The organism is Salipiger sp. HF18 (assembly GCF_011806505.1).
Classification (GTDB): domain Bacteria; phylum Pseudomonadota; class Alphaproteobacteria; order Rhodobacterales; family Rhodobacteraceae; genus Salipiger; species Salipiger thiooxidans.
The window spans coordinates 1-4496 of record NZ_JAATOS010000330.1; the positions used below are offsets into that span (position 1 = coordinate 1).

Here is a 4496-nt window from a genome sequence, read left to right on the forward strand (position 1 = left end):
CCACCGGCGTGTTATGGCCGCAAAGCTGTAACGGACGCTTGAATGCGCGGCCGCCGCCCGCACCCCCAGCTTGACGTGAGGGGCTTCGCGGCGTAATGGCCGCAGCGTGGCGCTTTGTTACCGGATTGCGGGCCACGTTAAACATTCCGCTAAAGAGGTCAGCCGAAAGCCCCTTTCGCTTGACCGCGTTCGGGGCTTTTTCAATTTGCGGCGAGGGGCGCCGCACAGAGGAACGAGACGATGACGACCAAGGGCAAACGCACGCAGGCGGTTCACGGCGGCACCCAGCGCAGCCAGTGGGGCGAACTGAGCGAAGCGATCTTTCTCACCCAGGGCTTTGCCTACGACAGCGCCGAGCAGGCCGAGGCGCGGTTCATCCAGTCGGGGCCCGACGAGTACATCTATGCCCGCTACGGCAACCCGACCGTGGCGATGTTCGAGAAGCGCATCGCGCTGCTCGAGGGTGCCGAGGACGCCTTTGCCACCGCCTCTGGCATGGCGGCGGTCAACGGTGCGCTGAGTTCGTGCCTCAAGGCCGGTGACCGGGTGGTCGCGGCCCGCGCGCTCTTCGGCTCGTGTCTCTACATCCTCGAGACAATCCTGCCGCGCTTCGGCGTCGAGGTGGTCTTCGTCGACGGCGCCGACCTCGCCCAGTGGGAAGAGGCGCTGGCCCCCGGCGCCCGCGCGGTGTTCTTCGAGAGCATGGCCAACCCGTCGCTCGAGATGGTCGACATCGAGGCCGTCGCGACGCTCGCCCACGCGGCCGGTGCCGTGGTGATCGTGGACAACGTGTTCTCGACCCCGGTGTTCTCGCGCGCCATCGAGCAGGGCGCCGACGTGGTGGTCTACTCGGCCACCAAGCACATCGACGGCCAGGGCCGGGCGCTTGGCGGGGTGATCCTCGGCAGCCGCGAGTTCATCCGCGGCACGGTCGAGCCCTACCTCAAGCACACCGGCGCGGCCATGAGCCCCTTCACCGCCTGGATCATGCTCAAGGGTCTCGAGACCATGGACCTGCGGGTGCGCGCGCAGGCATCCTCGGCCCGCGCCATCGCCGAGGCGGTGAGCGAGCATCCCAAGGTCACCGCGGTCAGCTACCCGGGCCTGCCCACCCATCCGCAATACGATCTGGCGCAGCGCCAGCTCGGCGGGGCAGGGGGCACGATGGTCTCCTTCGTGATCGAGGGCGGCAAGGAGGCGGCCTTCGCCTTCTGCAACGCGCTCGAAATCGTGCTGATCTCGAACAACCTCGGGGACGCGAAATCCATCGCCACGCACCCGGCGACGACCACGCACCAGCGGCTCAAGCCCGAGCAGCGGGCCTCGCTCGGAATCTCGGACGGGATGATCCGCCTGTCGGTGGGGATCGAGGCGACCGAGGACCTCGTGGCGGACATTCTCGGAGCGCTCTCGGCGGTCTGAGACAATTTCGCAAAAAGATGCGGGCGACTTACAACTTCCGGAAGAAAATGTTGGAAAAACGTTTGTTCGTACCCTATCTCATCGGTGTCAAGGACTAGGCCCGAAGGATGGCTGAAATGAACGTGTTTACCCCCGAAATCGACCGCAAACCCAGCAAGGAAGAGGCGGCGAAGGCGCTCGAAGTGCTTCGCAGCTTTGCAGAAAAGGCGCTGGACTACGAGATCGACGCGCTGGATCCCGGCATTGCCGCCCTGCGCGACGGTGGTGTGCCCTATCCTGATCTGTCCCGGGTCTACCCGACCGCCTTCCGTGCGGACGAAGCTTATCGTGAAACCCTGCCTGACCTTCAGAACGGGCCGTCCTCGCTCATCAAGGGCGAGAATCGCCTGATCCAGCACGTCGGGATCTCGAACTTCCGTCTGCCGATTCACTACCGCACCCGCGACCATGGCGAGCTCACGCTCGAGACCTCGGTCACCGGCACGGTCAGCCTCGAGGCGGACAAGAAGGGCATCAACATGTCGCGCATCATGCGCAGCTTCTATGCCCACGCCGAGAAGACCTTCTCGTTCGAGGTGATCGAGGCGGCGCTCGACGACTACAAGTCGGATCTCGAGAGCTTCGACGCCCGGATCATGATGCGCCTGTCCTTCCCGGTGCGGCGCGACAGCCTGCGCTCGGGCCTGTCGGGCTACCAGTATTACGACATCGCGCTCGAGCTGGTCGAACTCGACGGCGTGCGCCGCAAGATCCTGCACCTTGACTATGTCTACAGCTCGACCTGCCCGTGCTCGCTCGAGCTGTCCGAGCACGCGCGCCGCACCCGTGGCCAGCTCGCCACGCCGCATTCGCAGCGCTCGGTGGCCCGCGTCTCGGCGGTGCTGGCGAACGAGGGCGACTGCCTGTGGTTCGAGGACCTGATCGGGCTCTGCCGCAAGGCCGTGCCGACCGAGACGCAGGTCATGGTCAAGCGCGAGGACGAGCAGGCCTTCGCCGAGCTCAACGCCGCCAACCCGATTTTCGTCGAGGACGCGGCCCGGCTCTTTGCCGAGCAACTTCAGGCAGACCCGCGGATCGGTGACTTCCGCGTGCTGGCCAGCCACCAGGAGAGCCTGCACTCGCACGATGCGGTGTCGGTTCTGACCGAGGGCACCACATTTGCCAATGACAGCCTCGATCCGAAGCTGTTCTCGACGCTGTTCCACGTCGGCTGACACCGCCAGACGCGCTGAATTACCCTGCGCCGCCCCTTCGGGCGGCGCATTTTTCATACACATTGCTGCAATGCAGCAAATCGTGATCGCCCGGTTCAGGATTGTTTTAGGTTTTGCCCTATCCTTGAGACCGGGAGGAAACCGCAATGACCGGAGGTTTCCGAATGAGCACGACCAACAACGTCCAGATCGGCATGGGGCGAACGTCCCTGAAGCAAAAGATCGACATCTATTTCGCCGGGCTCGGGATGGGGCTGAACCCCTACGGCCTGCGGCGCGCCCGGATGGGCGAGATCATCACGCTCGAGATGAAGAGCGATGCGCAGCTTGCAACCATGGGGCTGACCCGCGACGACATCCTGCCACACGTCTTTCGCGATCTTCTGACCGCCTGAACCACGGGCGGTGCTGCGGCTTGACAGCCGCGGCGGGGCGGGCCAACGCTGCCCCATGTTCGATATCCGCCCTGTCGCCTATGTGATCGGCCTTCTGGTCGCCACGCTTGGTGCCACCATGTTTCTGCCGATGCTCGTGGATATCGCCGAAGGGCGGGGCGAGTGGCACGTCTTCCTGCAGACCGGGCTGGTCACCTTGCTCGCGGGGGGGCTGGTGTCGCTGTCCTGCGCCAATGCGGTGCGCGCGGGGCTCTCGATCCAGCAGACCTTCCTGCTCACCGTGGGCGTCTGGGCGGTGCTGCCGGTCTTCGGCGGCATGCCCTTCATCTGGGGCGCCACTGAGGCGAGCTTCACCGACGCCTACTTCGAGGCCATGTCCGGGCTCACCACCACCGGCTCCACCGTCTTCGTCGGACTCGACACCCTGCCCAAGGGGCTGCTGCTGTGGCGCGGCATCCTGCAGTGGCTGGGCGGTATCGGCATCATCGTGGTGGCCATGGTGTTCCTGCCAGAACTGCGGGTGGGGGGGATGCAGGTGTTCCGCTCCGAGGCCTTCGAGACCATGGGCAAGATCCTGCCCCGCGCCACCGAGATCGCCTCGTCGATCTCGACCATCTACGTGGCGCTGACGCTGGCCTGCGCCCTGGCCTACATCTTCTGCGGCATGAACGCCTTCGACGCGTCGGTGCACGCGCTTACCACGATCTCGACCGGCGGGTTCGCCAATTACGACGCCAGCTTCGCCACCTTCTCGGGGCCGGCGGAATACGTGGCGTCGTTCTTCATGGTCGCCGCGGCGCTGCCCTTCGTGCGCTATGTGCAAATGCTCAACGGCCACCACACGGCGCTCTGGCGCGACAGCCAGGTGCTGGTGTTCTTCGCCACCATCGGCACGCTCGTGCTGGTGATGGCGGTGACGCTGGTGTCGATCTTCCCGCACCATCCCGAGCAGGCGGTGCGCGAGGCGCTGTTCAACATCACCTCGATCATCTCGGGGACAGGATATGCCTCGGTCGACTACATGGGCTGGGGCTCGTTCATCATCACGATGTTCTTCTTCATCGGCCTGATCGGAGGCTGCGCGGGCTCGACCGCCTGCTCGGTGAAGATCTTCCGCTACCAGATCCTGTTCGCCTCGATCCGGGTGCAGCTTCGCCGGATCCGGGCACCGCACGGCGTCTTCATCCCGCGCTTTCAGGGCCGGCCGGTGGATGACGAGACCATGTCCTCGGTGCTGGCCTTCTTCGCCTTCTTCGTGGTGTCGCTGGGGGTGTTGTCGGTGGGGCTCGGGATGACGGGTCTCGACTTCACCACCTCGATCTCGGGCGCGGCGACGGCGCTGGCCAACGTGGGCCCGGGGCTGGGCGACATCATCGGGCCCGCCGGCAACTTCGCCACCATAAACGACACCGCGAAGTGGATGCTGGCCTTCGCCATGCTGACCGGGCGGCTCGAGGTGATGATC

At 65.3% G+C, this 4496-nt stretch carries 4 protein-coding genes and 1 riboswitch; all 4 genes read left to right on the top strand.

Features of this window, described 5'->3' with window-relative positions; all coding sequences use genetic code 11:
• Nucleotides 1-96: 96 nt before the first annotated feature.
• Nucleotides 97-174: riboswitch (SAM riboswitch) on the top strand.
• 66 nt (nucleotides 175-240) lie between these two features.
• Nucleotides 241-1422: an O-succinylhomoserine sulfhydrylase gene (gene metZ / locus HC022_RS19745; protein WP_167453562.1), complete on the top strand. Its 1182-nt coding sequence runs from the start codon at nucleotides 241-243 to the stop codon at nucleotides 1420-1422.
• A gap of 116 nt (nucleotides 1423-1538) precedes the next feature.
• Nucleotides 1539-2636 (top strand): GTP cyclohydrolase FolE2, encoded by a 1098-nt coding sequence (gene folE2 / locus HC022_RS19750; RefSeq protein WP_167453563.1) that lies wholly within the window; start codon nucleotides 1539-1541, stop codon nucleotides 2634-2636.
• A 164-nt stretch (nucleotides 2637-2800) separates the two neighbouring features.
• Nucleotides 2801-3031, top strand: coding sequence for a hypothetical protein (locus tag HC022_RS19755; RefSeq protein WP_008886113.1), 231 nt, complete (start codon nucleotides 2801-2803; stop codon nucleotides 3029-3031).
• 55 nt (nucleotides 3032-3086) lie between these two features.
• Nucleotides 3087-4496, top strand: a 1410-nt coding sequence (locus HC022_RS19760) for a TrkH family potassium uptake protein (protein WP_167453564.1), incomplete at its 3' end; no start/stop codon positions are given.